Origin of the sequence: Paenibacillus nanensis (genome assembly GCF_003583765.1) — a bacterium.
Lineage (GTDB): Bacteria > Bacillota > Bacilli > Paenibacillales > Paenibacillaceae > Pristimantibacillus > Pristimantibacillus nanensis.
Genome location: NZ_QXQA01000001.1, coordinates 611658 through 634793, shown reverse-complemented (window position 1 = coordinate 634793; position 23136 = coordinate 611658). Strand labels below are relative to the sequence as shown.

Sequence of the window (23136 nt, the reverse complement as noted above, 5' to 3'; positions counted from 1 at the left end):
TAAGGAGCGTGCACGGAACAGATCTGCAATGGCGGAAAACGCCGTTGCAGAGGCGAGTGCGCGCGGATCAGCTTCTGCAATGGCGGAAAATGCCGTTGCAGCGACGAGCGCGCGCGAATCAGCTTCTGCAATGGCGGAAAATGCCGTTGCAGCGGCGAGTGCGCGCGGATCAGCTTCTGCTATGGCGGAAAATGCCGTTGCAGCGGCGCGCTTTCGCGGATCTGATGCTGCAATGGTGAAAAATGCCGTTGCAGGAGCGAGTGCGCGCGGATCTGATGCTGCAATGGCGGAAAATGCCGTTGCAGAGGCACGCGCGAGCGAATCTGATGCTGCAATGGCGGAAAATGCCGTTGCAGAGGCACGCGCGAGCGAATCTGATGCTGCAATGGTGGAAAATGCCGTTGCAGGGGCACGCGCGAGCGAATCTGATGCTGCAAGGGTGGAAAACGCCGTTGCAGGGGCAGGCGCTCGCGGAACAGATGCTGCAAGGGTGAAAAATACCATTGCAGCGGCGAGTGCGCGCGGATCAGCTTCTGCAATGGCGGAAAATGCCGTTGCGGACGCGCGCATGCACGAGCCAGACGCTGCAAGGGTGAAAAATGCCATTGCAGGGGCGAGTGCGCGCGGATCTGATGCTGCAATGGCGGAAAATGCCGTTGCTGACGCGCGCATGCACGAGCCAGACGCTGTAAGGGTGAAAAATACCGTTGCAGCGGCGAGTGCGCGCGGATCTGATGCTGCAATGGCGGAAAATGCCGTTGCGGACGCGCGCATGCACGAGCCAGACGCTGTAAGGGTGAAAAATACCGTTGCAGCGGCGAGTGCGCGCGGATCTGATGCTGCAATGGCGGAAAATGCCGTTGCAGCGGCGCGCGTTCGCGGATCTGATGCTGCAAGGGTGAAAAATGCCGTTGCAGGAGCGAGTGCGCGCGGATCTGATGCTGCAATGGTGGAAAATGCCGTTGCAGGGGCAGGCTCGAGTGGATCTGATGCTGCAATGGTAAAAAACACCGTTGCAGAGACGGGAGAGCACGGATTAGATGCTGCAATGGTGGAAAATGCCGTTGCAGGGGCAGGCGCTCGCGGAACAGATGCTGCAAGGGTGAAAAATACCGTTGCAGCGGCGCGCTTTCGCGGATCTGATGCTGCAATGGTGAAAAATGCCGTTGCAGGAGCGAGTGCGCGCGGATCTGATGCTGCAATGGTGGAAAACGCAGTTGCAGCGACGAGCGCGCGCTGCAAGGGTGGAAACGCCGTTGCAGGGGCAGGCGCTCGCGGAACAGATGCTGCAATGGTGGAAAATGCCGTTGCAGCGGCGCGCATTCGCGGATCTGATGCTGCAATGGTAAAAAACACCGTTGCATCGACGAGCGCGCGCGGATCAGCTTCTGCTATGGCGGAAAATGCCGTTGCAGCGGCGCGCTTTCGCGGATCTGATGCTGCAATGGTGAAAAATGCCGTTGCAGGAGCGAGTGCGCGCGGATCTGATGCTGCAATGGCGGAAAATGCCGTTGCAGAGGCACGCGCGAGCGAATCTGATGCTGCAATGGCGGAAAATGCCGTTGCGGACGCGCGCATACACAGGCCAGACACTGCAAGGGTGGAAAACGCCGTTGCAGGGGCGAGTGCGCGCGGATCTGATGCTGCAATGGCGGAAAATACCGATGCAGAGGCGCGCGTTCGCGGTTGCAACAACTATAGCGCTAACTTAGCGCCAGCATTGCGCAAAAAGCCGCTCCACGGATCATTTAATCCGGGAACGGCTTTACGTTTAAATCTGCTTCGATGTTTCGCTGCGAAGGCTTGGCGCGGCGCTTTTCTTCCCGATACGGGGGACGCGCCTTGATACTAGCGTCCTGCAGGCGTCGCGCAATTCTTCATAGACTGGCGGGTTTTCTAAACCGCCCGGGGCACCAAAGCTCGCCTCTTCCAGCCAATTCGCGAGCAAAGCAAGCGTCGCGCGTTTTTCTTCGGGCAGCCGCTCACCTAGCATACGAGTCAGCTCTCGCGTCGTAACGACATCTGGATTAGCGGCAAGCCCCTCACGCGATGCGAACGCCGCCTTCGATTCACGGCGGAGCTGGCTCAAGAGCAGCGCGAGCAGCGCCTCGACGACGGCGACCAGCGCGCCGCGCTGCCGCTCCGCCGCTGACGCCGCAGCAGCGGCTGCCTGCGGCCGGCGCGGCCCGAGCGCCTCGCCGGCGGCGCCCGTGGCCGCCTGCGGCTGCAGCGCGGCCCGCTCCAGGCTCGCCGCGCGATAGCGCCGCAGCGCGAGCGCTACGCGCAGCCGCCTGCGCTGCGCCGCAGCCACGGCCGCGCCTGCCAGCGCCAGCGCGGCTGCGCCAATCGCGGCCGCCGCCCCCGGCTCGGCCGCGGCAAACCGGGCGGCGCGCTTCGCCGCGCCCGCCAATTCTCGCGCTCCGCGCGAGATCGCGGCGGCGCCGTCCTCCGCCGCCGCCTCCAGGCGCTCGGCCAGCGTCAATCCGCCGCCGGCCGCCGCTCCCACGGCCGCGCTGCTTCCGCCGGCGCCGGCCGAAGCCCCTAGCATGCCGCCGCCAGGCGCCCCCGATGCGGCGGCCGCGATGGAGGAGACGCCGTCATAACCCGGCGTCGGGTCGAACGGGACCCACCCCGCTCCCGGGAAGTATACCTCTACCCACGCGTGGGCGTCCGAGCTTTTTACCTCGTAGAGCAGCGCGCCCGCTTCGAGCGAACCACCGCCTGAGCTTTCCCCTCGCACGGGCGTACCCGGCGCAAAGCCCTTCACCCAGCGTGCTGGAATGCCCTCGGCCCTCAGCAGAACAACCATCGCGGTAGAGAAATGGACGCAGTAGCCGTTTTTTTGCTCGAATAGGAAGTGGTCGACAAAATCCGCTCCCGCGGGCGGCACCGCGCTGTCCGTTTTCGAATAACGGTACGTGTTCTCCAAATATTGCTCAACCGCCTTCACCCGGTCATAGCGGCTTGTCACGCCTCCGCCGGCAACCTCGGCCGCCAATGCGCGAACGCGCACCGGAAGGGCAGCCGGCAGCTGCAGGAAGGGCGTGAGCTCCTCTTTGGTCCATTCCTTCTCGGCTCCCTGGACGCCCTGCGGCAGCTCATCTCCCGTTCCAAGCGACCGAAGCGTGGCCGCATCCGTCACCGGCAGGCGGCTTTGCACCGTGTACTCTTCCAGCAAAAGATCCCCCGATTGCGCATACAGCGAGCCAAGCTCGCCGTTGGACAGGTAGCTGCCCAGCTTTCGCCTGGGATCCGCCGCAATCAGCTCCGACACTTTGCCGTTTTTACCTGATAAAAAAATCGGCATCGCCGCGGTAGGATGGTCCCAAATGACCGTCTGCGTAATAAGCGGCCGCTCAAGCGACAATACCTCATCCTGCGAAGCCGCCGCAGCCGAGTCCTCCTCCGGTTCATCGCGGTCAACCTCTTCCGTTATCGAGCGCACCGGCATGAGCATCAACTGGTCATGGTCCGGATTGCTCCAGCCTCTGCCGTCATATTCGGCCTTCGCTTCCCCGCGCCAATACGTGCGGAGGGGCGAATAGCCCCAGAACACCGTCACGGGATTGTCGCTGACCGCGCCGCCAAGCGAGGTGTCATCGAACCCGTAACCGGTCAATGCCCGGCCGAGCCCCGATGAATCGACAGACCTCAGTGTCGTCACGCTTGATCCGCTGCCATTTAATGCGGCAAAGCTTTGCTCCAGACGGTCCGTAATGGAAGCTGTCCAGCCCGCGGGCGCCGCCGTATTGTCTTTATCCCCAGCGGCAAGCAGCGCGCAGCCGACCACGATCAGCGTAATGAACAAAGAGCCCGCCAGCCAGCTCCCCTCGATTTCCTTCAGCTTCCCGATGCCGGCATCCATGAGCCGCCGCGCACGGGGCAGGGCTACAATCGCCGCCAGCAGCAAGCCTTCCGCTGACGTCCGCAATAGACCGCCCATCACATCCATGCCGAGCCAGACATGCAGCGTCACCAAGTAAAGAAGCGTAAGCGCCGCAATGCCGAGGGCTGCCTGCCGCAGCCAAATCAGCGCTTGAAGAGCAGGAGCCAGCATTGCCCAGCCGGCGAACAGCAGCAGCGTTCGCAGCTCTCCGGACATTGCCCAAAGCCCGCCCTCTGCGATAAGCGTGACCTGCTCCGCCAACATGCCGGGAAACGACAGCAGCCAGTCGATGCTGGATTGGTTTTCGCTTTTGTACAGCCACATCAAACAAAAGATAACCAGCAGCGTATGAATAACCGCGGTCATCCATCCGTTCATTTTAAAAAGGCCGGTCGCCAGCATACAACCGATGATCGTAAGCAGCGGGACGGGGTGGTACAGTATCGTCCATTCCCCCTCACCGGTCCAAGGGAGCAGCCATTCCGCAAGCAGGCCGAACAGCAGCAAGCTCGTTATGAACCGGTAAGGGGCGGAGAGTCCCGCAGCAAGCTCATCCTTATCCCATCGCATAGGCTTTCACTCCCTCTCCTGCCGCAGACCGCTGTTCGTTGCGTCCCGCAACATGCATCCAGTATACCGGGATCCCTCGCTCCTCAAGCTGGCGCGCCTGTTCCCTCATTGCAAAGGACAATACGGTGTTCCGCGTGAGCAAACACAACTCAAGCCGGACGCCTTGGCTTCCCATTTCCTCCAAAAGCCTGTTCCATCGCTCCGTATTTTGCCAGTCTGCCGAAATCATTTTTAACATGTTATCCCTAAAAGGCTTAACCGACTCTTCGTCCAAATGAATCTTGTCCGCTTGCTCCGTCGAGGGACGCAACAAAGCAAGCCTCCGTCTCAACTCCTGTAAACCGGCAGATCGGTCTCTGCCAGCGGAACTGGACAGCATGTAACTCCAATCCTCGGTATGCAGCGTCACGAGGTTCCCCTCATCCGAAGCGCGCGTAACCGCTCCAAGCGCTAGACCAATACAAGCGTCGAACAATTCGTTATCTCCGCGATAAGGCGCGGCATATTGGTCGATCGCCACATGCCATTCCTTGTACGAATCGGAGGCATACACCTTTGTTTGCAGCCCCCGCCCTCTAGCCGCCGCCCGGAAGTCGAGATGGCGGATCGAATCGCCGTCCCGGTAAGCTCTTGTGTCCGGCCCCGATCCCGATCGGTTTATCGGAACGCCATCCACGCCCGGCTCGCGCAGCGCCTGCCTTGTCCGTACATGCTCATCCTCGGCAGAAGCCGATTGAACATAGCGTGACGCGGAAGCATCGCCAAGCATCTCCTCTTCCGTCCTGGCAGGCGTCACAACAAGCTCCGACTGCAAAGGCAGCTCGCGCCTTACACATGTCAGGCCAAATGGATCCCCGCACGTCACCGTAACGGAAGATAACGAATAAAGCCCTCTATCCAGCCCGTCCAAATCATAATGAACGGTCATCTCTCCCGCGAACATCGGCGCAAATACGGATCGGAGCGATACGTTTTTTTCTTCAAGCCCGCAATCGTTGTTCAGCAGATCCTCCAGCGCGAACCATACCATAGGAATTCGCCGGCTCCTGAGCAGCGTCATACGAATCGTCAACTGCTCTCCGGCAGCAATGTCTGTATCAGGCAAAGCGCGAGACACGGATATGTTCCGTATAGCGATAAACGGCAGCAAACCGCTAACAAGCACAAGGCCTCCTGTCAGCATCATAAAAAACCACTCCACCGCCCCGCCTCTTACAATGACAGCCGAGCATGCGCAGCCGAATGCCGCCGCGATGACTAGCCAAGCCGCCCATCTTGTGCGATATCGTTTGCGTCCGCTCATTTCCATTTCCCCTTTAGCGGACCTGCAGCCGCTTCCTTCGGCATCGGCGTCTCGCGGATCACTTGGCGGATGAGCCCCGCAGCACTTCTTCCCGCAAATCCGGCGCTGCCTCGCAGGCCAAGACGATGGCTGAGCACAGCCTCCGAAGTCGCCAGCAAATCATCCGGAATCACATACCGCCTGCCTTCCAAATAAGCGCTCGCTTGCGCGGCTCGAAGCCAATCCCGGAGCGCTCGCGGACTTAAGCCAAGCACGACGTCGGATGAACGTCGCGTTGCGTCGGCAACGTCGACCATATAACGGAATAGCGCGGGGTGCACATGGCCTTGTCTCGCTTCCGCCTGCATTTGCAGCCATTCCTGAACCGCAAGGACGGGACGCAGACGATGCGGCTCGACTCTTTTGCCATCGGCGTATTGCTCCAGCATCTTCCGTTCGAATTCGGCGCCTGGATAACCGATGGATAGCCTGATCATAAAACGGTCTAATTGCGCTTCCGGCAAACCGTTCGTCCCTTCGAAGCTGAGCGGATTCTGTGTCGCAATCAGCATAAACGGAACAGGAAGCCTTCGCGTCTTTCCTTCGATCGTTACGCTCCGCTCTTCCATCGCTTCGAGCAGCGCGGATTGCGTGCGCGGCGAAGCGCGGTTAATTTCGTCGGCCAGCACGACATTTGCCATAATAGGCCCCGGCCGATAGACAAGCTCGTTTGTACGTGGCTCCAGCACCAGCCCTCCGACCACATCGGCAGGCATCATATCCGAAGTAAATTGAATGCGTTTAAATTCACCGCCTACCGTTCGCGCAAAGGCGCCCGCCAGCATCGTTTTGCCGACGCCCGGCACATCCTCAAGCAGCACATGTCCGCCTGCCAGCAGCGCGATCAGCGTCTGCCTGATCATCTCTTGCTTCCCTAGCATCACCGACTCTACTTTATGCAGCAGCCGATTCAGCAGCACCTGCGGCGGCTCCGGCCAATGGCGCGTAAGCTCCTCGTTCGTGTTTTCTTCTTTGTTATCGAATAATGGGGGAGTTATCATCGCAGCTTTCGCCTCCTGAAAAATAAATCTATCTACTTTTCAGTGTCGCCACGTTTCTCTCCCTTTAGACCTGCTAGATTCCGATCATTCTGCGCTATTCTTTCCTACTCCTCAATCCAAACCTCTCTACGTTCGCTCGTGATGACATAGTCGGTGATGTCGAGACCGAACTCGCTAAGCGTCGCGCGAAGCGGAACGTCCATCATAAGGCTTTCGTCTTCCTCCTTCGGGGGCCAGGTATCTGTCATCCAGAACACTCGCTTGCCAAGCATGAACGCTTCAATAACGCCGGACTCCTCGTCAAGCTCCGCTTCTCCGCCCATCCATTCCGTAAGCGTAAGCAGCGGAACATGAATAACTCCGCGGATGAGCTCATACTGATCCGATTCCAGGACAAGCGTTTCTTCCCCGCGATGTATAATCAACGCCGGCTCTCTATATGGTGAAAGGTTGCGTTCTCCGCTTGCGTCCAGCTGCTTGCCAAAGCTCACCAGCATCTCGCGGTCCTTATCCCGGACTGCCCCTCTGCTCCATTTCGGCCGATCCGCAAGCTGGAACTGCATCGGTTTGACTTCATCGCTCAACACCTCAAAAGAATACCCAAGCTCCTTATAGTAACGAATAATTTGCGGAAGAGCTTTGACAGACTCCTCATGTCCTACGCCGTCATGCAGCAGCACATTGAGCGTATCCGCGATCCGGGACTCTTTGATATTGCTCATAATTTCCGCTGCCGGCACGCCGCGGCGCTTCGAATCGCCGCTGTCCACGTTCCAATCGTGGACCCGGTACCCTGCCGCCTCCAGTGCATCGAAATAGCCTTTGTCGAAGTTCGCGTACGTCCCCCCCGGCGCTCTGACAAGCGTGGTCCTTACTCCTGCAGCCTCATAAATCGCATCGTCCGTGCGCATAATTTGACTCGCAAAATCTCCGAAGCTGCCGTAGAGCTTCTCATAGACATGATTATAGGTATGATTGCCGATAGCGTGGCCCTCTTCTACAATTCTTTTGGCAATTTCAGGATACTGCTCCACATGCTCGCCCAGCACGAAGAAAGTCGCCTTTACCCCTTCCCGCTTCAAAATATCCAAAACCTCCGGCGTGTAGCGGCTTGGTCCATCGTCAAACGTCAAATACAGCACCTTCCCGCTTTTAGGTTCCGATGCGGCTTTCGTTTCCGGCTTCGCGTTTGGCTCTGATTTGGTCTCCGAAGACGCATCCTCTTGCTTGGCAGACTTCGCCCCTTTGCCTACTACGCCAGCTGCTCCCGTCTCCGGTTCTGCCTTTTCATCCGTGTTCGCATTCTCCCCCGTTCCCTGCTGTACAGTTGGCGTCTCCTTACTAGAATCAATCGCTCCGTCATAATCAGGCCTGTACACCGCTTTTTCCGGATGTAAGCCATCTTCCGACGCCGCGTCAGCCCCTTCACCCGACCCGCTTAATAATGGACGCGTTTCATATTCAAGAGATACCGTCTCGGAATAGCCGGATTGATGCCGATCAAGCGCATTCTCCTCCTGATGCAGCAGACCTCCCCCAAACTCCATCACGCCAAACCACAATACAGCCGCGCAAATAGACGCCGTCACTACTCGCCGCATTATCGTTGCCACCCTTCTCTATCATCAAATTTCGAATGGATTCTCGAATTGATAGAGTATATGAACCGCGGCTCTATTAAATGACATTAACAAGGTGTTTAATAAAACTTATATTTAAACCCCTTCACAAAAAAATACAGCCCAGACGATGTCTGGACTGTACTCGTTTATTCGCTCGTTTTTCCGTTATCTCGATCAAACTAGCGCTTCACGTTTATATCGGCAAAATAGAGGCTGCTGCTACCGAGCCCGCCCACTAACCGCGACTCGCGCCATTTAAACGCGCCGCACGTTACTATTCCACCAGCCAACGGCGACTCGCACCATTTAAACGCGCCACACGTCACTATTACGCCTATCTACCACGATTCGCGCCATTTAAGCGCGCCACACGTTACTATTCCACCAACCAACCGCGACTCGCACCATTTAAGCGCGCCGCACGTTACTATTCCACCAACCAACCGCGACTCGCACCATTTAAGCGCGCCGCACGTTACTATTCCACCAACCAACCGCGACTCGCGCCATTTAAGTGCACCACACGTCACTATTACGCCTATCTACCGCGACTCCCGCCAATTAAACGCGCCACACGTTACTATTCCACCAACCAACCGCGACTCGCGCCATCTAAGTGCGCCACACGATTGCTCGCTCACTTCTTTTTCAAGCTCCTTACCGCCTGCAGCACTTCCTCCGCATGCCCCTTCACCTTGACCTTGCGCCATTCCCGGACGAGATTGCCCTTGGCGTCGATTAGGAAGGTTGAGCGGACGATGCCCATATACTCTCTGCCGTACAGCTTCTTCAGCTGCCAGACGCCATATTGCTCACACACCTTATGGTTCTCGTCGGACAGCAGCAAATACGGCAGCTCTTTCTTTTGAACAAAATTAACATGCGACTTCACGCTGTCCCCGCTTATGCCGAGCACAACCGTATTTTCCGCCGCAAATTCCGAATAATGATCCCTCATGGCGCATGCTTGCTCCGTGCAGGTCTGCGTCATGTCCTTTGGATAAAAGAAAAGAACGACGTTCTGCCCCCGCAGCTCCATCAGCGAAACGATTTCCCCATTGGATGCGGGCAGCTTGAACTTGGGCGCTTTTTTTCCGATTTCGAGTGTCATACTACCTGCTCCTTCCTGCTACGATCCCGCTCCCCGGTACTTCTTCACGCCGTGATTCCAGAAAGCGAGCCCCAGACCGAACACGATGAGCCCCATTACGGGCGTCAGAAGCGCCAGCTGAGATAAGTCGTCGCTCTTCTTCTCCAAGAAGTAGGAAGCCGGGATCACCCCGACAAATGCGAACGGAAGCAGCCAAGTCAGAACGAAACGAATGAGTTTGTTATAGATGTTAACGGGATAACGCCCGTAGTTTTGAATGTTATACATCAGAGGCACAATGCCTGTCGGAGCGTCGGAATAGAACGATACCGCATTCAGCGCCGTATACAACCCTCCATAGATAAGCGTCGCCCCCACAACCAGCACGAGCATCAACAGCAGATCCGTCAAATGGAACGGCAGACCCATCTGCGTCCAGCAATACGCCATTATGCCCGCGCCCACGATCGACCCGACCATGGACGGCGGATCGATATTTTCGAACAGCACTTGGAATAAGCTGTGAGCCGGACGTGTCAGGACGCGGTCCATCTCCCCTTTGACGATATACCGCTCGCTGAAATTCCAGATGCCGAAAAACGTGCTGAAAAGTCCATAAGGGATCATAAAGAAGCCGTACACGAACACAACCTCAAGCTCGGACCATCCTCCGAGAGACGGCGTATGCTGGAACACGACCAAAATAAAGATCAAGTTCACGAATTGAAAAAGCAAGTCCGAGGCGACCTCGATCCAGAAGTCGGCTCGGTAGGTGAGCCTTGTTTTGGCATAGTTTTTTATATATTCCCAAAAAAGTACCGCATATCGCATCGGCGTTAACCCCCTTGCACGAACAGCCGCTTGCGCGCCGCCCGCCATGTCAGCCAGATAGGCAGCAGAAGCAGCAGGAACCAAAATACTTGAAGTCCAAGCACGCCGCCCGCTTCGCCCAGCGGCGTTCTGCCGGTAAACACAGAGCTGGGCAAATACGTGATCGCCTGGAACGGCAGCCATTCCATCGTGCTTTTAAGCCAGCCCGGGAAGAAAGCGATCGGCACGACCACGCCGGAGAACAAGTCGACCATAACGCGTTTCATACGCATCATGCCCTCGTTGTTTTCCACGAAGAAGGCGAACAGCCCGGTTAAAATGTTGATCTGCGAATTAATCAAAAAGCTGAAGAGCAGCATGACAAGATACAGCAGCCAAACAACCGGATCCGCCGGCAGCTGTACCGGGAAGATCAGACAAACGATAAGTAAGCCCGGCACCATGAACAGGAGCAAGCGGAACAGCCCCTCGCCGAAGCCCTGCATCATTTTTACGAATAAATAGTTATAAGGACGAATCAATTGCACAGCTACGCTTCCGTCGCGAATCTCGTTCGCAATTTCACGGTCCAAGTTATTGAAGTAGAATGCCCTTGCCATCCACGACACCGCGATATAGGTTGTCATCTGGGGGACGGTAAAGCCCGCCAGCGACTCCTGCTCCCCGTAAATCGCCTGCCATAAGAAATAATACGCGCCAATGTTAATCGCATAAATGATAATCCCGCTGTAGTAGTTAACCCGATATGCGAGCATCATCAAAAACCGGATACGGATAAAATCGAGATAAGCGCTCATCATGACGAAGCAACTTCCTTCTTCGCAATGTCAGCCGAGCCGGATTGGTAAATGCCTCTCACGATTTCGTCCGTGTTGGTCTCGAAAATTTTAATATCGCGGATATCCGCGCCGCTGACGACTCTCGCCATTGCCTCCGACACGCTCACCTCATGCGGCACGAACAGCTTGGCCGTCACTTCATTTTCCATCGACCAATCGACGGCCAGCCCTTGCGTCAGTTCTTGCAGCCTCGCCAGCTTCATCTGCGCGGCGAATTGGAACTGGATTTCGCGGCCTTTGCTCCATCTCGTCTTTAGCTCGTCCAGGCCGCCGTCGTAAATGATCTGGCCGTCATCCAGCATAATGACACGAGAGCATAGCGCCTCAATATCCTGAAGATCGTGCGTAGTCAGCAGGATCGTGGTCCCCTCTTCTTTGTTCATCTGCATGAGGAAATCTCGGATTTCCGTCTTCACAACGATATCGAGTCCGATCGTCGGCTCATCCAGGAACAGAATGGACGGATTATGCAGCAGCGACGCGACCAGCTCGCAGCGCATCCGCTGTCCGAGGCTCAGCTTCCTGACCGGACGATTCAGCAGATCGCCAAGCTGCAGCCGCTCAACCAAATTATCAAGCCGTTTTTTGAAATCCTGCTCCGACACTCGATATACCTTGCGAAGCAGCTGGAACGATTCGATTACCCCGATATCCCACCATAGCTGGGACCGTTGGCCGAACACGACCCCAATCCCGTTGACGAATTTTTCACGGTCCTTATACGGGACATACCCGTTTACCTTCAAGCTGCCTGCCGTAGGCACAAGAATGCCCGTCAGCATTTTGATCGTGGTCGATTTGCCCGCCCCGTTCTCGCCTATGTAACCGCAGATTTCTCCTTGCGGAATTTGGAACGAAATATCTTTTACCGCCCTTACCTCTCTATACTCGCGCTTGAACAGATCCTTCAACGCGCCGGACAGGCCTTCCCGGTTTTTCTGCACGCGAAAGTCTTTGCGCAGATCCTTCACATCAATCGCCAACATTACGTACATTGCTCCTCTCGCTTCGACATTTCCTGGGAAATAGCGACTATATTGTGCCCAAAATGATAAAACTTGCAACTAGTTAGTTATGAGCCTTATAATTTTATGATATGTAATCATACATCAGTTATCTCGATGCGTAAACTGTGTATAAAATTGAAACAGTTCCATTATAAAAGAACCTGCACATCCAATAAAAGTTTATCGTCGGGTACGGAACAATCCTAATCGTCTTTATTGAAAGGAGACCAACTAACGCAATGCGTACAAGGTCAAGCAAGAAGAAATCATCGAAATGGAAATGGATCATTATAAGCTTTTTAGTTATTCTCGTACTTGCTATCGCCGGAGTTGTCGTCTGGGGCGCCGGCGTCGTCAACGAACTGGATAAATTTCAGAAAGCGCCGGAGGAATCGATCTTTAAAGATATCGAACCGGAAAAAACGGTTGAAATTCCGAAGTGGGAAGGCAAAGAGCGCGTCAACATTTTGCTGCTTGGCGGCGACGCCCGCGGTCTGGCCGAAGGCGAAATTGCCCGTTCCGACTCCATATTAGTCGCTTCCTTCGATCCGGTCACGAAGAAAGCGCATCTGTTCTCCGTGCTGCGCGACACGTACGCGGATATTGAAGGCTATGGACCTAGCCGGATTAACACGGCGATTACGGTAGGCGGCCCGTCCCTTGCGATGAAGACGGTCGGCGATCTGCTCGGTCTCGAAATCCAATATTACGTCTATACGGATTTTGAAGGCTTCAAGGCGCTCATCGACAAGCTCGGCGGCATCTGGTTTGACGTCGAAAAGGACATGCATTACACGGATAACGCGGACCAGAACCGTTACGACATTGATTTGAAAAAGGGCTACCAGCTTCTCGACGGCGACAAAGCGCTGCAATACGTCAGGTTCCGTCACGACGCGATGAGCGATTATACGCGCACGGAACGTCAGCGCAATTTCTTAAAAGCCGTAGCGAAGGAAATGCAGTCAACCTGGAACATCATTCAGATGAAAGAAATATTAGGCAGCGTTTCTCCTTATATCGAAACGAACTTGAGCGTGATGGACATGCTGAAGCTCGGCCAGCTAGGCGTTGAAAGCCACGTCGGCGGCACCGCTCAAATCCCGCCGATGGAGCTTGTGAGCGAGGAGCATATCGGCGGCGCATCCGTCATCGGCATTCGCGATAACGACGCGCTGCTAGGCTACGTCCAGGAAGTATTGATGAAGGACGAGACGATTCCGGCGCCTTCCGAGACGCCGGGTGTTGACGGCGAAGACGGCGGCACAGACAACTCGGCGAGCGGCGGCGGCGTCTCCGGCAGCACAGGAAGCGCAAGCCGGTAAGATCATCCAAAAAGCAGCATCGGAAGCCATTCGGATAGAGCACTTCATGTGCTCTATTTCTCTTGGTATTGCTTTACTTCATTTCACAAGCGAAAGGACCGTTAACCATGAATCAGAATCGACCACAATCCGAAGCCCTTTATCAGGAGGCTCTGCAGCATATCGTCGGCGGCGTGAACAGCCCTTCCCGCTCGTTCAAAGCGGTGGGCGGCGGCGCTCCCGTGTTTATGAAACGCGCCGAAGGCGCCTACTTCTGGGATGTCGACGACAACCGTTATATTGACTACTTGGCCGCTTACGGCCCAATAATAACGGGACATGCCCATCCGCATATAACGGAGGCCATTGTCCGCGCGGCTGCTAACGGCACGCTGTATGGCACGCCAACCGAGCTGGAAATTACGCTTGCCCGCATGCTGAAGCAAGCGATCCCTTCTCTGGACAAGGTCCGCTTCGTCAACTCCGGCACGGAAGCTGTCATGACGACGATTCGCGTTGCAAGAGCTTATACGAAACGGAATAAAATTATTAAATTTGCAGGCTGCTACCACGGCCATTCCGATTTGGTGCTGGTCGCCGCCGGCTCGGGTCCCTCCACGCTCGGCATTCCGGACAGCGCCGGCATTCCTACGAGCATCGCGCATGAAGTCATTACGGTACCGTTCAATGATCTAGGAGCGCTCGAACAAGCCTTGCAGCGTTGGGGCAATGACACAGCGGCCGTCATGGTCGAGCCGATCGTCGGCAATTTCGGCATGGTCATGCCTCATGAAGGCTTCTTGGAAGGCCTGTGCAAGCTGACGAGAGAAGCCGGCGCGCTCGTCATTTATGACGAAGTGATCAGCGCCTTCCGCTTCCATTACGGCTCCGCGCAGACATACGCCACTTTCGCCGATCACGCCGCCATTGAACCCGATCTCACAGCCCTTGGCAAAATTATCGGAGGCGGTCTGCCAATCGGCGCTTACGGCGGACGCCGCGAAATTATGGAGCAGGTTGCGCCGCTCGGCCCGGCTTACCAAGCAGGCACCATGGCAGGCAACCCGGCCTCCATCTCCGCCGGCATCGCATGCCTGGAGGTGCTGCAAGAGCCGGGCATCTATGACAGGATGGACGCGCTTGCTTCCAAGCTTGCAGCCGGACTTATGGAAACCGCGCGGGAAAACGGCATTCCGCTGACCATTAACCAAATCCGCGGCTCCTTCTCGGCCCACTTCTGCGATCATCCTGTTACGAATTATGAGCAGGCGCAGGATACCGACGGCGAGCGGTTCGGCACGTTCTTCCGCCATATGCTGGATCAAGGCATCAACCTTGCGCCGTCGAAGTATGAGGCTTGGTTCCTGACGACGGCCCATACGGACGAGGACATCGAGACAACGATTGAAGCTGCCCGTGTCGCGATGGCGGCATTGAGATAGGAGGCTTCGCCCGTATGGATCCAATCATCCGTCTATCGGAACAGCGCGACCTGCAGGGGCTCGTTGATTTGAACAACACGGTATGGAACGACAAGAACGCCCCCGCTTCCCTTCACTGGGAAAGCCCGGAGGAGTACGCCGGCTACAACCCTCCGGGCTCGCAGCTCGTCTGCGTGCTGGGCGATGCGCTCTGCGGCTATGTCAGCTTGAAGCAGCCGCTCAAAACCCCGTCGAACGCGCATGTCGTGGAGCTTGTTATTGCCGTTAACGACCGATTCCGCGGACTTGGAATCGGCCGCCGGCTGCTCGACTTTGCCTACGAATGGGGCAAGGCGAACGGCAAAAAAAAGCTGTCCCTCCGCGTCATGTCCACAAACGAGCCGGCTGTCTCGTTTTATACGAAATGCGGCTTCGGCGTTCAAGGCAAGCTGGTGGGGGAATTTTTTATCAATGGACAGTATGTCGATGATATCCTCATGTATCGCATGATTGAGTAACGAGTGGAACTGAACAGGGAGAGGCGGACCTCAGATTGAGGCTCGCCCTCCTTTTTTTGTTGGCTGAGAGGCCGTTCTCCGACCTGCCGATGCTTCCGCTTCCTCTTCCTATAGGCTGCACACAAATGGGAATACGCCTATATATTATAAAAACGAAGGAATGAGGAGCATAGAAAACCATGTACAATTACTTCCAAGCCTATTGGAATTCCCCTTATCGTCAGGTGTTTCCCTTTACATGGACGCCTTCGAAGGTAACGCTGAATCAAACGCTCCGGACTCTGTGGGAGCAGCATGTCTATTGGACGAGGTTAACGGTAAACAGTATTATAGGCAGGCAGCCGGACGAAAACGTCACGACGGAAAGACTGCTCCGGAATGCGGTTGATTTCGAGGCCGTTCTAAGACCCTTGTATGGAGCGGCCGTTGCGGAAAGGTTCGGGGACCTGCTGCGAAACCATCTCACGATTGCGGCGGAGCTCGTCAAGGCGCTCCGGGACAATCAGCAGGCAGCGGCGGCGGACGCGAATAGGCGCTGGTTCGCCAATGCCGACGCCATCGCTGAGTTTCTAAGCCGTATTAACCCTCACTGGTCTAGAGAGGAATGGAGAAGGATGCTCTATGAGCATCTGAGGCTTCTTAGCAGCGAAGTCTCCTCCCGGGTGACCGGAAACTATACCGAGAACGTCGCGTTAAATGACCAGATCGAGCCTCAAGCGCTTCAGATGGCCGATACGATGACGACCGGCATCATTCAGCAGTTCCCGGCGGCTTTTAGCCGTTAATATGCATTACGACAACGACACCCGACTGCTCGCAGACGGGTGTCGATTTTTCGTTTACCAGCGCTCCACATCCCGGCTCTTCGTTTTCCCTGTCCGATTTACCTTTACGATGACTTTGACGTCCTTTAGCGAATCTGCCTTCGGTTCCGCAAGCCCTTGACTGCTCAGCCTCTTCCATTCCCGAACATTTTGCCTGTACAATGCTTGCTCCAGCTGAAGCAGGTCCGCTTTCCGCTTAAGGCCTTCGCGGAATACGCTCAAAATCTCACGCCTTACCTCTTCCTCCGCCTTCCTTTCGATGTCGGACTCTGTCATCGGTTTCACCATCTCCGTCATATTCCCGGTAAGCTCAACCCTCATCGTATAGGTCGCCAGTCCGTTCTCGATATGAGGCTTTATTTTAATTTTTGGACGTTCCAGAAATAAGGATGCCTCAATCTCTCCCTTTGATTTTAGGATGACCGGCGCGCGGATGGTTTCCGGTTCCACCCATGGGATACCTTTTATTGTTTCGTAAGAGACCCATCCACGATACTGGTCTTTGCTATTGATGATATACGCGCCGTTCATTTCCAGCATTCCGGTGCTTTTCTCGCCTCGTTTCATGCTGTTTTCGCTTACTGCCAGCGATGGCAGCAGCGTCGTTTTTCCCGGCTCCCGTAGATCCACGTTAAATTGGCGCATGGTAATCGGGCGGATGAACGACCTTTGTTTGTAGGTCTCTTGCGGCTGATGCATGACCGTTACGTTTTGGGAGAAGCTGAACAGCGAGGTGACGGCCAATAGCTTATCGACCGGTTGAGCGGTTCCGAATATCCATGGGGTATACCGAATTTCGAAATACCGGCTGAGGACCTCATAAATTTCTTTTAGCTTATCCCTGTTTTCAAGCAGCTTCTCTCCGATCACAATCGCGCTCACATGACCGTAAAACAACCTCAGCTGCGCCGTACGATACACATCCGAGAACGCATCGGTTAGCGTCTCCCCGCGTCCGATGCCAATCCAAGCCGGCGCCTGCTGCCCTTTTCCGCCTTCGGCCTTGGCGATCGAGCTGAAATCCAGCATCTGCGCATAGACGATGAATTCCTTCCCTTTCAGATCGAACCCTAATGCTCTGACATAGTTCACCTCCTGCAAATCCTTCAAATCCCAGCAGCCGGATAAGAGGAGCGCAAAAACGGCGGAAGCAATAGCCGCCTTCCCGAAACGGAGCATGCTCAACTCCTCCTCTCCTGCCGCGTGTCATCGGTCGTTCGCAGCATCTTCGGACGCTTGTTTTTTTTCACCCAAGGGATACGTGCGAGCACAAACTTGACATCCCTCCACGTAACCGGCGACAAGGGGGCCAAATAAGGCAAGCCGTACGATTTGAGCGTGGCAAGGTACAACAACGTTGCGATCAGTCCGAGTATGAACCCGTACACCCCAAGGAAGGAAGAGCAAATCATAATAAAAAGACGGCTGATGCTTACCGCAAATACGAGCGTTTGATTCACGATGGTGAAATTGGCGACGCCCGTCATGGCGGCAACAACGATCATGGTCGTGGAAGTGAGGCCGGCGCGGATCGCCGCTTCGCCGACCACGATTCCGCCGACTACAGCGACCGTCGACCCGACCGCTTTGGGCAGCCGTTCGCCCGCTTCCCGAAAGATTTCAAACATTATGACCATAAGAAAAGCCTCTAAAGGTCCCGGAAACGGGAGGCCCATACGGGATAAGCCGATGGTGGCAAGCAGCGGAAACGGAATCTGTTCCACATTGTAAGACGTAACCGCGATGTAAAATCCGGGAAGAAGCAATGCGGCCACCAGACCTAAATAGCGGAATATCAAGCTGAAGGTGGCCGGGAGATAGGAGAAATAGGAATCCTCCGGCGAACGAAGCATATAGAACAAATTGCCCGGCGCGAGCACCGCTGTCGGAGCTCCTTGCGCAATGACGGCGAATCTTCCGCGTATCAGGGAATCGACGACGAAGTCTGGTCGTGTTGTATAGCTAAGAAGCGGATACAACGAATATTTATTATCCGCGAGCTGCTCCTCGAGGGGACTTCCGCCCAGCAGTATATCCTTATTGATGCTTCGCAGACGTCTCCTCGCTTCTTCGATCATCTCCGGTCTTGCGATATCCTCTATGAACAGCAGTGCCACGTCGGTTTTGCTTCGCTTGCCGATCTTAAAACGCTCGCAGCGCAATGAATTGGTGCGGAGACGCTTACGCACCAGCGCAACGTTCGTGGCGAGCTCCTCCGTGAAGGCGTCCCGAGGGCCTTTGATCGACATTTCCGCGCTAGATTCCTCCGGCTGACGCTGCGGAATGTTGGCGATATCCATCGCAAAGGCGACGTCCAGTCCTTCGATGACAATGATGAGCTGGCCCGAAAACACCAGATAGATGACATCCTCGATTTGTTGGATTTTTTGCACATCCCACTTCTTATCGAGCTCCAGCCCGCCTTTTGTGACCGGCAACAGCGTGGTTAGTCCCGGCAGAATAAACCGGTTGATTTGATTGGTATGCACCATGCCTTCGCAATACGCCAGGTGCACGGTTTGCTGCAGTTCTCCGCTATCAAGCTCGCAGCGTTTCATCTGGACATCGTCATTTCCTTGGAGCAATTCATGGACGGCAGCGGGCGTAATGTTTTGAGTATCAGCCATGAGTCTTCCTCCTCGTTCGGATCGAATGAACGAATGCCATTACGAACAGCACGATAAGCACGCCTGTTGCCGTATATAGCGACACAGGCAAGTACACCATTTTCAAAAAAGCTAAAAACTGAATATCGCTAATCGGAAGCACCACCAAAATAACGAATAGAAGGCTAAGCGAGGACAGCCAGATCTTCCCCCGCGTTCCCTTCGGTCCGCCGGCTGCCAGCTCTGTCATCAGCAGCAAGGAGACCGATATTCGGGCGAAGGCGCCGGAAAGCCATTGATAAATCGATAAGAAGTCAACGTGCTGAATGTACCGGCCAATTCTGACAAGCCTCCATTCCTCGTAAGCGGGGTATCTCAGATCCGCCGCTTCAAACGGCCCGAACTCGGCAATCGCCCCCATGACGGGCCCTGCCGTTAGAATGACGAGCGAAGCCCCTAACAGGCTCACAGACCACAGCCGCTGCTTCGATTTCAGATGATGCTGAACGATGACAAGGACGAACAGCTCTGCGAGCCCTCCTCCGATATACACGCATCCTTCCAGCACCGGCTTCCATCCGTCCTCGAACATAGGAGTAAGCAAAATGTACTCCTTGCGCGGGAGATTCGCGCTCATCACAAAATCGCCGAATAGAATGACAAAGGGCAGCAGGATGCCCGAGACGATGGCGATTGCTTGAAGGCCGGCCCATGCAGCGAAAAAGCAAAGCAGCAGCAATGCGGCGCTGAGTATGAAGTCCGGCGTTCGCGGCAAATAGGACCCATGCGTCCAGTTGATCGTTTCCTTTACGGTTACCGCGCCGATCAAAAACAAATATCCCATCAAGATGATGCGGAGCGCTCCGCTGACCGCGCGTCCAAACCGCTGCTGCCGGACCCAATCGAGAATCGGCTGTTGATTCGTTTGCTTCATCACATAGTGCATGATTGCGATCCAAATCAAATAAGGTATCAATACGGCAAGCACGCTGATCCAAGCGTCTCTCTTCGCCGATTGGAGGAGCGGAGGAAGCACGATTACGTGGTTCATAAGCCCGAGCCCCAGTAACACAATGCAGTACATAGGAAACGTCCGGATTCCTACATTTGGATTAGACATAGCTAAGACTCCTTCGTGTCACGTATTCATGATCATTATTTTTCCAATAGATAGAAAAATTACTCTCCATGAGAACCCGGGAAAACAGAAAGAAATGAGCGCAAAAAAAGCGGCTCAAAGCACGCATTGCGCGCCTTGAGCCGCCTTATCCCGAGAGCTGTTCTCTTATTTCTACGTATAATCCATAGCAATGAGCCGGTCATCCGTCGCCGACGGCTGCCCGCGGCCGTCCCGGTTGTTTGTAATCAAGTAGAGCTTGCCGCCGCGAAGCTCCAAGTCCCGGATTCGCCCCTCTCCCTCGTGCAGCACTTCCATCTTGCCCGTCTCCAGCGTATAGCGGTAGATCGCTTCCCCTCTCAGAGCGGCGATAATCAGCCTTCCCTGATCGTCAACAATGGTGCCGGAAGGCGCAATCGCTTCGTCGCCTGTATGGTACAGCGGCGTTTCCATGCCGGCTTGAGCCGCATCGCCTATAATCGAAGGCCAGCCGTAATTACGCCCTGGCTCAATCTTATTGATCTCATCATGGCCGCCAGGCTGCCCTGACGGCCCGTGCTCCGTGCTGTACATCACGCCAGCCTTTGTCCAGGCGATTCCCTGCGGATTCCGATGACCGTATGAATAGACGTAAGATTGCCCAAACGGATTATCGGAAGGTATCTCTCCCTCCGGCGTCATCCGAAGAATCTTGCCTGCTAAGCTGTTTTTATCCTGCGAGAGCGCCCTTTCCTCAGCATCGCCGGTTGTGGCATACAGCATGCCGTCCGGACCAAACGCCAGACGGCCGCCGTTATGGTACATATCTCCCGGAATCTTCTCCAGCAGCGCCCTCTGCTCCGCCCATTCCGAGCCCTCGAGCTTAAGCAGCACGATTCGGTTGAAGGTTTTGCCGTTATCCTGATAAGTATGGTAAGCGTAAGCAAGGCCGGTCTCCGCGAAATCCGGAGCAAGCAGCAGACCGAGAAAGCCGCCCTCTCCTTCATGCCGGACTGCTTTGGTTAGCCTTACGGCTTGCCGTTTCATTTCGCCATTTTCGATTTTAACGATATTCCCTTCCCGCTCGCTTACATAGATGACATCATCCGCAAATTCGATCGCCCATGGGATGCGCAATCCTGCCGCAACCACACGGTAAGGCTCGTCGGCCTCCACCGGTTCGTCATGCTCGGTTGGAGCCGGTGTCTCTGCAGCCTTCGTTGGGTTTGGCGGACCCGAAGCAGTCGGCGCCGCGTCCCCCGAAGACTTAGGAGCATTATCGTTATCGTTACCGGAGCATGACGACACAAGCGCGGCGAGCATGACGGCGGCAAGGGACAAGCGGAGCCGGCGAGCCATTACTCATGAGCTCCCGCCTGCTCAAGCGCGTCCAGCAGCTCGGTATGCATATGGCCGTTCGTTGCAACGACATTGCGCACGTCAAGCGAGTAGCTTCCGCCTTTCGTATCCGTAACGAGACCGCCTGATTCCTGAATGAGCAAAGCGCCAGCCGCCAGATCCCAGCTGTTCAGTCCGATTTCCCAAAAGCCGCTGAGCCGGCCGGCAGCCACATACGCCATATGCAGCGCCGCAGAGCCCGCCGTCCGAAGATTGCGAACCCTCGGGGCAATTTCTCCAATTCCCTTTATGTTGAGCGGCAGCGCATAGCGATGGTCAGCCGGGAAGCCTGTTGCGACCAGACTTTCCCTCAGGGTTTGCTCCGAAGAAACGCTCATTCTTTTCCCATGGACGTAAGCGCCCTTGCCTTTCTCTGCGACAAAAAGCTCGTCTCTTGCCGGATCGTAGACAACGCCTACGATGACCTCTCCGCGATACGCCAATGCGATCGATACGCAAAAAAACGGAAATCCATGCACAAAATTCGTCGTTCCGTCGATCGGATCGACAATCCATAAATATTCCGAATCCCGCGCTTCCTCAAGCGCCTTTGCGGAAGCTTCCGGTCCCGGCTCGACCCCTTCTTCACCCAGGAAGGAGTGATCGGGGAAATGAGTAGCGACAAGCTTCCGAATAAGACGCTCCGAGCCTTTATCTACTTCGGTTACCAGATCATGCGCCGAATATTTAAGCTCCAGGCTCGTGTAATTGCCGAGCTTCGTCATCGCCCATTCTCCGGCTTTTGCCGCGCAGTTGATCGCGACAGCGGTAAAGCTCTTTCCGCCTACGATTGGCGCGTTATTCCCGTCATTCACGATTTTACACACCCTTTGCGATTAATAATGATATGGAATAAATAATTTGTTAGCCTTACTCCCGAATGAATGTCCTCGTCAATCATTTCTAGTCCATCCGTTTTTTACGTTTCAATCCGGCTTAAGTTGCACGCTTTTCAGCAATTAGAGCTCGCGTATTCCCTCGATTATTAGCTGAGCCGCAAGAAGAACCAACGTCGCGCGAAGCAGCCATAGCAGTCCTTTGCCGCTCATCCGGAGAGCGATGCGGGCGCCTAGCTTGCCGCCGATCCAGGCTCCGGGTATAAGGGCGGAAACGAGCAGCCAATTGATCTCGCCGAGCGCGATATGCATGCCGCTTCCTAATAGGGAGGACAGGAAGATGACGAACATCGATGTGGCGGTCGCGACATGCGGCGGGAAACGAAACAGCAGGACCATAAGCGGAACGAACAGCGAGCCTCCGCCAATGCCGAATAATCCGGAGATCAGGCCGACGCCGACGCCGATTGCGAGCGCCGGCAGCGTTCCGTAGCTGTATGTATGCCGCTCTCCCGAAGCATCGATCAGCTCCCGCTTGATCGGCCATTCTTTCGTAAACGGTTTCATATAATCGCGAGCAATTAGCAGACCCGCCATCAATAAAATAAAAACGCCAAACACCAGCTGGAACATGCCCGCCTGTAGGTAGCCCGTTATCGCTGCTCCGAGAATTGCAGCGGGACCGCTTGTCATAAAAAACAGCAGCGCGCTGCGGAAATCTACCAGCTTCTTCTTCGAATAAGATATCGTAGAGGAAAGCGCGGTGATGACGAGCACGGATAATGAAATGCCTACGGCCGTTGCATGATCGATCGGCGAACCGATAAGAGAGGGCGCTATGTACAGTAAGGCGGGTACAATGATAATGCCCCCGCCCAGTCCAACGATGCTGCCGAATATCGCCGCCAGGGCGCCTAGCAAAACGAGGATAACCCATTCCATGCC

19 protein-coding genes are annotated in these 23136 nt (G+C 55.5%); 5 read left to right on the top strand and 14 right to left on the bottom strand.

Going from position 1 to position 23136, the window contains the following annotated elements:
- Positions 1–28 precede the first annotated feature (28 nt).
- On the top strand, positions 29–1846 hold the full coding sequence (locus D3P08_RS02665) for a hypothetical protein (RefSeq protein WP_147381767.1): 1818 nt from the start codon (positions 29–31) through the stop codon (positions 1844–1846).
- Here D3P08_RS02665 and D3P08_RS02660 read toward each other — a convergent pair.
- The 8 genes from D3P08_RS02660 to D3P08_RS02625 all read right to left on the bottom strand — a co-directional run bounded on the left by D3P08_RS02660 (position 1772) and on the right by D3P08_RS02625 (position 12167).
- Entirely contained in the window at positions 1772–4456 is a 2685-nt protein-coding gene (locus D3P08_RS02660) for a transglutaminase-like domain-containing protein (protein ID WP_119597853.1), read from the bottom strand. The genes D3P08_RS02665 and D3P08_RS02660 overlap by 75 nt on opposite strands.
- On the bottom strand, positions 4443–5759 hold the full coding sequence (locus tag D3P08_RS02655) for a DUF58 domain-containing protein (protein ID WP_162848340.1): 1317 nt from the start codon (positions 5757–5759) through the stop codon (positions 4443–4445). The genes D3P08_RS02660 and D3P08_RS02655 overlap by 14 nt, the downstream gene beginning before the upstream one ends.
- Positions 5756–6799, bottom strand: coding sequence for an AAA family ATPase (locus tag D3P08_RS02650; RefSeq protein WP_119597851.1), 1044 nt, complete (start codon positions 6797–6799; stop codon positions 5756–5758). Before D3P08_RS02650 ends, D3P08_RS02655 begins: the two co-directional genes overlap by 4 nt.
- 104 nt (positions 6800–6903) lie before the next feature.
- Entirely contained in the window at positions 6904–8400 is a 1497-nt protein-coding gene (locus D3P08_RS02645; protein ID WP_240647220.1) for a polysaccharide deacetylase family protein, read from the bottom strand.
- A gap of 658 nt (positions 8401–9058) precedes the next feature.
- The gene (gene bcp / locus D3P08_RS02640) at positions 9059–9532 is read right to left on the bottom strand and encodes a thioredoxin-dependent thiol peroxidase (RefSeq protein WP_119597850.1); all 474 of its coding nucleotides are present in this window, start codon (positions 9530–9532) and stop codon (positions 9059–9061) included.
- 18 nt (positions 9533–9550) lie between these two features.
- A complete protein-coding gene (locus D3P08_RS02635) occupies positions 9551–10342 on the bottom strand; it encodes an ABC transporter permease (RefSeq protein ID WP_119597849.1) in 792 nt (263 codons plus the stop codon).
- A gap of 5 nt (positions 10343–10347) precedes the next feature.
- On the bottom strand, positions 10348–11142 hold the full coding sequence (locus tag D3P08_RS02630) for an ABC transporter permease (protein ID WP_119597848.1): 795 nt from the start codon (positions 11140–11142) through the stop codon (positions 10348–10350).
- Positions 11139–12167 (bottom strand): ABC transporter ATP-binding protein, encoded by a 1029-nt coding sequence (locus D3P08_RS02625; protein WP_119597847.1) that lies wholly within the window; start codon positions 12165–12167, stop codon positions 11139–11141. The genes D3P08_RS02630 and D3P08_RS02625 overlap by 4 nt, the downstream gene beginning before the upstream one ends.
- Before the next feature lie 260 nt (positions 12168–12427).
- Between D3P08_RS02625 and D3P08_RS02620 the strand changes: the two genes are divergently transcribed.
- The 4 genes from D3P08_RS02620 (at position 12428) to D3P08_RS02605 (ending at position 16216) form a co-directional block, all read left to right on the top strand.
- Entirely contained in the window at positions 12428–13513 is a 1086-nt protein-coding gene (locus D3P08_RS02620) for an LCP family protein (RefSeq protein WP_119597846.1), read from the top strand.
- Between the two features lie 107 nt (positions 13514–13620).
- Entirely contained in the window at positions 13621–14934 is a 1314-nt protein-coding gene (locus D3P08_RS02615) for a glutamate-1-semialdehyde 2,1-aminomutase (RefSeq protein WP_119597845.1), read from the top strand.
- A 14-nt stretch (positions 14935–14948) separates the two neighbouring features.
- Positions 14949–15431, top strand: a complete 483-nt coding sequence (locus tag D3P08_RS02610) for a GNAT family N-acetyltransferase (protein WP_119597844.1) — start codon at positions 14949–14951, stop codon at positions 15429–15431.
- A gap of 179 nt (positions 15432–15610) precedes the next feature.
- A complete protein-coding gene (locus D3P08_RS02605; RefSeq protein WP_119597843.1) occupies positions 15611–16216 on the top strand; it encodes an acetylglutamate kinase in 606 nt (201 codons plus the stop codon).
- A 54-nt stretch (positions 16217–16270) separates the two neighbouring features.
- Here D3P08_RS02605 and D3P08_RS02600 read toward each other — a convergent pair whose 3' ends face one another.
- The 6 genes from D3P08_RS02600 to D3P08_RS02575 form a co-directional block, all read right to left on the bottom strand.
- The gene (locus D3P08_RS02600) at positions 16271–17434 is read right to left on the bottom strand and encodes a Ger(x)C family spore germination protein (RefSeq protein WP_119597842.1); all 1164 of its coding nucleotides are present in this window, start codon (positions 17432–17434) and stop codon (positions 16271–16273) included.
- Positions 17435–17436: 2 nt separating this feature from the next.
- The gene (locus D3P08_RS02595; RefSeq protein ID WP_119597841.1) at positions 17437–18882 is read right to left on the bottom strand and encodes a spore germination protein; all 1446 of its coding nucleotides are present in this window, start codon (positions 18880–18882) and stop codon (positions 17437–17439) included.
- Positions 18875–19945: a GerAB/ArcD/ProY family transporter gene (locus D3P08_RS02590; protein ID WP_276311113.1), complete on the bottom strand. Its 1071-nt coding sequence runs from the start codon at positions 19943–19945 to the stop codon at positions 18875–18877. The genes D3P08_RS02595 and D3P08_RS02590 overlap by 8 nt, the downstream gene beginning before the upstream one ends.
- 207 nt (positions 19946–20152) lie before the next feature.
- Positions 20153–21316 (bottom strand): PQQ-dependent sugar dehydrogenase, encoded by a 1164-nt coding sequence (locus tag D3P08_RS02585; protein ID WP_119597839.1) that lies wholly within the window; start codon positions 21314–21316, stop codon positions 20153–20155.
- The gene (locus D3P08_RS02580) at positions 21316–22170 is read right to left on the bottom strand and encodes an inositol monophosphatase family protein (protein ID WP_119597838.1); all 855 of its coding nucleotides are present in this window, start codon (positions 22168–22170) and stop codon (positions 21316–21318) included. The genes D3P08_RS02585 and D3P08_RS02580 overlap by 1 nt, the downstream gene beginning before the upstream one ends.
- 144 nt (positions 22171–22314) lie before the next feature.
- Positions 22315–23133 (bottom strand): sulfite exporter TauE/SafE family protein, encoded by an 819-nt coding sequence (locus D3P08_RS02575; RefSeq protein ID WP_119597837.1) that lies wholly within the window; start codon positions 23131–23133, stop codon positions 22315–22317.
- Positions 23134–23136 lie beyond the last annotated feature (3 nt).